The 5,550-nt window shown below is 71.0% G+C and carries 7 protein-coding genes; 4 read left to right on the top strand and 3 right to left on the bottom strand.

Annotation, left to right across the window (positions count from 1 at the left end; all coding sequences use genetic code 11):
• The coding region (locus VK923_11210) for a hypothetical protein (GenBank protein ID HSJ45238.1) at positions 1-228 on the top strand (228 nt) is incomplete at its 5' end.
• 168 nt (positions 229-396) lie between these two features.
• Here the strand turns inward: VK923_11210 and VK923_11215 are convergent.
• The gene (locus VK923_11215) at positions 397-1,257 is read right to left on the bottom strand and encodes an aldo/keto reductase (GenBank protein ID HSJ45239.1); all 861 of its coding nucleotides are present in this window, start codon (positions 1,255-1,257) and stop codon (positions 397-399) included.
• A 156-nt stretch (positions 1,258-1,413) separates the two neighbouring features.
• On the opposite strand from VK923_11215, the gene VK923_11220 reads away from it, so the two are divergent.
• Positions 1,414-2,151 (top strand): 5-formyltetrahydrofolate cyclo-ligase, encoded by a 738-nt coding sequence (locus VK923_11220; protein ID HSJ45240.1) that lies wholly within the window; start codon positions 1,414-1,416, stop codon positions 2,149-2,151.
• Between the two features lie 30 nt (positions 2,152-2,181).
• Here the strand turns inward: VK923_11220 and VK923_11225 are convergent, their stop codons facing one another.
• Positions 2,182-2,436: a hypothetical protein gene (locus VK923_11225; protein ID HSJ45241.1), complete on the bottom strand. Its 255-nt coding sequence runs from the start codon at positions 2,434-2,436 to the stop codon at positions 2,182-2,184.
• A gap of 212 nt (positions 2,437-2,648) precedes the next feature.
• Here VK923_11225 and VK923_11230 point away from each other — a divergent pair, with 212 nt between their 5' ends.
• Both VK923_11230 and VK923_11235 read left to right on the top strand, forming a co-directional pair.
• Positions 2,649-3,344: a hypothetical protein gene (locus VK923_11230; GenBank protein HSJ45242.1), complete on the top strand. Its 696-nt coding sequence runs from the start codon at positions 2,649-2,651 to the stop codon at positions 3,342-3,344.
• A 637-nt stretch (positions 3,345-3,981) separates the two neighbouring features.
• Positions 3,982-4,419: an aminotransferase class V-fold PLP-dependent enzyme gene (locus tag VK923_11235; GenBank protein HSJ45243.1), complete on the top strand. Its 438-nt coding sequence runs from the start codon at positions 3,982-3,984 to the stop codon at positions 4,417-4,419.
• A gap of 158 nt (positions 4,420-4,577) precedes the next feature.
• Here VK923_11235 and VK923_11240 read toward each other — a convergent pair whose 3' ends face one another.
• Positions 4,578-5,315 (bottom strand): maleylpyruvate isomerase N-terminal domain-containing protein, encoded by a 738-nt coding sequence (locus VK923_11240; GenBank protein HSJ45244.1) that lies wholly within the window; start codon positions 5,313-5,315, stop codon positions 4,578-4,580.
• Between the last annotated feature and the right edge of the window lie 235 nt (positions 5,316-5,550).

The following is a 5,550-nucleotide window of genomic DNA, read 5'->3' on the forward strand; positions in this document are numbered from 1 at the left end:
GTGGTGCGCTGCGAGACGCCGAAGGAAGGCGTCACGCTGCCGGCGGCCGTCGTGCTGGCGGACGAGTCGACGGCGACGCTGCCGCGCTTCGCGTCGTCGCCGCATCGTGACCTGCGCGCGCCCCAGAACCTGTACCCGATCGGTGCGCTGGAGCGACACCTGCGCCACCGACTCGGAGACGGCGCCCTGATCGGCCGGCGCCTGCGCAGGGTCGTGCACCGCGCCTGACGGCCTGCCGACGCGCTGCGACATCCCCGGACCCACCCGTCGCAGCGTCCTGGGGACGTGCCCCAACGCCGAGCCGGCACGGTGTCCCCAAGACGTCGACGCGGACCGAGCTGGGGACGTGCCCCAACACCGGGCCGCCTCAACGTCCCCGGCTCCGGGCCGTGGTGGTCAGGCGGCTGCGGACAGCATGTCGAACTCGTCGTCGCTGAGGTCGATCCTCGCCGCGTCGCAGTTCTCCCTGAGGTGATCCACGGAGGACGTGCCGGGGATCGGCAGCATGGTGGGGGAGCGGCGCAGCAGCCACGCCAACGCGATCTGGGCGGGCGTCGCCCTGTGGGCGCCCACGACCTCGGCCGCGACGCCTCCCGGCCGCGCCAGCCGGCCCGTCGCCATGGGGAACCAGGGGAGGAACCCGATGCTGTGGGCGGTGCAGACGTCGACTACGTCGTCCCACCTGCGGTCCGTCAGGTTGAAACGGTTCTGCACGGTGGCGATCTCGACCGTCTGCAGCACCTGCTTGAGCTGCCCGGTGGTGACCTCGGACAATCCGATATGTTGGATCCTGCCCTCGTCGCGCAGCTCGAGGAGCGTGCCGATCTGCTCCTCGGCCGGGACCTTCGGGTCGATGCGGTGGAGCTGGTAGAGGTCGATGGTCTCCAGCCTGAGCCGGCGCAGGCTCCCCTCGCACGCCTCGCGCAGGTGCGACGGCCGGCCGTCGGGGCTCCAGTCGTTGGGACCGCCGCGCACCAGGCCCGCCTTCGTCGCGATGACGAGACCGTCAGGGTAGGGGTGCAGCGCCTCCGCGATCAGCTCCTCGCTCACGTGGGGGCCATACGAGTCCGCGGTGTCGATCAAGTTGACGCCCAGGTCGACGGCCGTGCGCAGGACGTCGCGGCACGCCCCGGGGTCGGTCGGTGGCCCCCAGATGCCGTCACCGGTCAGTCGCATCGCACCGAAGCCCAGTCGGTTGATCACCAGCTCGTTGCCGATCGAGAAGGTGCCGCTGGCGGACACCGGGGCGACAGACACGGGTGCTCCTCTCGAGGGTGGACGCATCGAGCCGGCGACGCCCGGCGGGTCCGGGCCCCGGCCTGGTGCCGCGTTCGTCATGATGGGCGGGCGCACCGGTCATACCCGCCGGCAGGCTGACCGAACAGCCGCGGCGCGCCACCACGAGGAGCACACGTGACGATCAGCGACGTCGACGCCGTCAAGCAGGACCTGCGCGAAGAGGTGTGGGAGCGTCTGCGCGGAGCCGGCGTCGCGCGGTTCCCAGGTGCACGTGGTCGCATCCCGAACTTCACCGGCGCAGAGGCGGCCGCTGACCGCCTACGCGACACCTCGGCGTGGCAGGAGGCGACGACGATCAAGTCGAACCCCGACTCGCCTCAGTGGCCGGTACGCCAACGGGCGCTCGAGGACGGCCGCACGGTCTTCATGGCCGTGCCGCGCCTGCGTGACGACCGACCGTTCCTGCGGCTCGACCCCGACCGCCTCGAGGTGACTCCGCGCGCGGCCGCGTCGATCAAGGGGTCGTCACAGCACGGCATCCCGACGGCGGTCGAGTACCTGACACCCGTCGACCTCGTGGTCGTGGGATCGGTGGCGGTCGACCGCACCGGGGCACGTCTCGGCAAGGGAGGAGGCTTCGCCGACCTCGAGTTCGCACTCGCGAGCGCGGCCGGGCTCATCGGTCCGGAGACCACGGTCGTGACGACCGTGCACCCCCTGCAGGTCGTCGACGACGGACGTGTCCCGATGACCGACCACGACGTGCCGCTCGACGCGATCGTCACGCCCAATGGGGTCATCGACTGCACGCGGACAAGGCCACGACCGGCCGGCGTGCTGTGGGACCACCTCGCGGACGACAAGATCGACCAGATCCCTCTGCTTCGCCGACTCGCCGCCGAGCGTCGGTGAGGGGCGGCCACCTCCGGGCCAACGCGACGGTCAGAGGTTCGGTGTGGTCAGACCGCCCAGCACCAGACCCACGACGCCGAACACGATCGACATGACCGCGAACAGCACGATGCCCGCGACCATCAGGCCGAAGGCGAACATCATGCCGGTGTAGAGCGGTCGATCGATCTTCACCACGTGCACGGGCTCGGCGCCACCCGGTCGCGCCCACCGTGGGTCCTCGACCCGGTACTGGGCGGGGGTCGGCTGCGTGACGTCGTGTCGGTGCTGCGGCTGATCGGACATTGCGGGGGCCCTTCCATGGTGTGCGGCCAGCAGCCTACCGACCGTGAGCGCGCCTCGACATGCCCGGTCGGCATGCACGCGGTGCTCGGCAACATCCAAACGGCTCGCCAGACCGCGCCTGCTAGCGTCGCGGCAGGGTGAGACGGAGCGTCGCGATGCGGCATCAGGACTGGGGCGTCGTGTCGCCGCGGTGAGCGGGCATCCGCAGTGAGATGACCACCGTCCGTGGCGTCGCGGCGCACCACCTCGCGGCCGGGTCGGCGTCCGTGGGTGGGCTCGTGGCAGTGCTGGCTGCCGACCTGCTGTCGGCCCCGATCGCCGGGCTGGTCCTGACCGCGCCGAGGTTGCCGTGGCGTCGGGCCAGCTCAGTCGAGGCGCTGGGATGGGTGACCCTCGGTCGGCTGGCCGTCGCGGTGGGAGCACCTATCGCGCGGACAGCGGTGCGGCTGTTCAGTGGACCCATGCTCGATGTGAAGCTCGCCGCGCTCAGCGACCGCGAGGCCTCTGCCGGAGGCCGCCTCGACCTTGTCGGTGGTGACCCGACACGCCTGTCTGCGGAGCTCACCGCAGTGTGGGCCGATGACCTGGGTGCGGTGCGTGACCATCCGGACCGGTTGCCGGGTGCGGTCACGGCGTTCGCCTCGGCGTTCTCGGCGATGTTCATCCGTCAGCGACCGAGCTGGAGGTCCTCGACCGGCTCGACGTCCCAACGACCGTGTTGTGGGGGACCGACGACCCGCTGGCCGACGCGGCCACACTGGAGGGACACGCACAAGCGGCCGCGCTGGGAGGCTCACCCGATCGACGGCGCGGGGCATCTGCTACCGGTCGAGGTCCCTGACGCCTATGTGGCGGTCGTGGCCGACTGGATGGTGCGGACCAAAGCCGACAGCGGTCGCGGCGCCTGAGACGGCGTCGTCGGCTGGGCGGGCGCTTCACCAGATGTGTCTGCAGTGCATCACAGGGCATGTCTGTACACAGACGCGAGCATGGATGAGTGAGCTGGATATGGACCACCTGTCGTCGCTCATCGACGAGCGCACCAAGCTCGTCTGCTGCACCGGCGCATCCAACCTCCTCGGCAACGCGCACTCCGCTTGCCCGGATCCGGGCAAGCGGAGTGACGGCGAGTGGCTACACCCAGGCGGATGGGGAGCGGCGGTCCTACCTGTCGATCGACGGTGCGCAGCTCGTGCCCGGGCGCTTCGTCGACGTGCAGGCGCTCGACGTCGACTACCTGTCGTTCTCGTTCCACAAGATGCTGGCACCGTTCAGGGCCGGTGTCCTCTACGCCAGACAGGAGCTCTCGGCTCCACCCTTCCTCCACGGCGGCGACATGATCGCCGAGGCCGGGTGTTCCACGACCACGTCGGTACGCCGACCTGCCCTGGAAGTATGCGGCCGGGACGCCGAACATCCTGGGGCCGATCGTGTCCGCGCAGGCGCTGCGGATCCTGGTCGACCTGGTGCGGACGCCCCGGCGTCTCCGGTACTTCGGATCCCAGACGCCACTGAAGGCCGCCGAGGTCGAGCAGGCGATGGACGGTGGCCGCCTGGGGTCGCCGCCTCACGGCCACGGCACTCGAACGCCTGGCGGCGATCCCGGGTCTGACCGTCTACGGGCCGCACGACCCACACGGCGCACCTCGCTCGTGGCGTTCAACGTCGCGGACAGCGACCCCTGTCGAGCTGGCACTGGGCCTCAACGATGCAGGCGTCGAGGCCAGGGCCGGCTGCTACCGCGCCACGCTCGCCCACCGGGCGCTCGGGCTGGAACCGCTGGGCAGCTGTCGCCTCAGCTTCTACCTGTACCACACCGTCGAGGACGTCGAGGACGCCGTGGACGCGCTCGCCGATGTCGTGACCGGCGGTCCGACCGGAACCCGGGGCGGCAGCTCTGAATGCGCTCGGTCCGACTCGCCAGCGCCGGCCTCGCCGGTCGCCCGTGCCCGCGGCGCGCCGGCCGCGGCGGTCCACAGCTGAGCCCCGGGCATCGCCCGAGGGCACCTGTGCCAGACCCGGGAGTGGCAGCCGCTGGGTGGGTGGACACCGGGTTCAGCGGTGAGGTCGTCGGACGTGCACACCAGGGACTGACCACGACCGTCGCGAACACGCCGCGCGCAGACGTCTGTGTGCAGACGTCAGCGTGCAGGCGGCGACAGCAACCCGATGGCACGCTCCAGGCGATCGACGCCCTCCGCCGGACCGCGGACGTCGAGCACGTCGCGTGGCGCCCGACCCATGAGAAACAGCCACAGGTCGGCCGGTGTTCCCTCCACCCAGGCGTCAGCGTGGTCGGTGCGAAGCACCTCGATCGCGTCGGGCTGCAGGCGGACCGCCCAACTGTTGGCTCCAGTGAGGGCCCGTAGACCCACGATCTCACCATCGCCGCAGACCTCGGCACCGCGGAGCCGGGGTTCCAGGTAGATCTCCAGTGCCTCGGTGACGCCCGCGACGGCCACGTCATCGGCGATCGGCGGTGCGTCACCGAACACGCGCTGAACGTCCCAGCGGTGGATGGTGGTCTCCAGCGCCATCCGCCGCCGCCAGAACCCAACAGTCGGCTCTCCGGCGAACGTCCACACCGGCGTCGTCGGGCTGGTTGCCGCCAACGCGTCCATCACGTCCGCCGCGCCTGCGCGAAACCAGCCGATGAGGTCGTCCGGCCGTTGCGCGACGTCAGGCTGCGCCAGCCGCTGCGTCGCCAGGGTCCGCACGATCTCGGTGACCCAGCGATGGATGCGTCCGGTGTGGACGACCAGATCCGCGATCGACCAACCCGGGTAGGTCACCGCGTCGCGGCTGAGGTCCTGTACGGCGGTGTCGGCGAGCTCCTCGGCGGCGTCGCGGAGCACATCCAGGGCAACGTCGTCGTCCATGGCGTGACGATAACCGACCAGGCGATCCAGCGGCGCCGCGGCGCCACGGCGGCTCGTGGACGGCAGGGCCGGTTCCGCTCGCCGCCGCGCGGTGCAGCGTGTCGGCCAACCGGCGCCGCGATCCTTGATGCTCCCGCTACCAATGGGGGCGTGCCTCGACCGGGCCGCGTGGTCAGCTGTGGTGTCGGCGGGGGGATTTGAACCCCCAAGTCCCGAAGGACACATGGCCCTCAAC

The sequence above is a fragment of the Euzebyales bacterium genome (assembly GCA_035461305.1).
Taxonomy (GTDB): domain Bacteria; phylum Actinomycetota; class Nitriliruptoria; order Euzebyales; family JAHELV01; genus JAHELV01.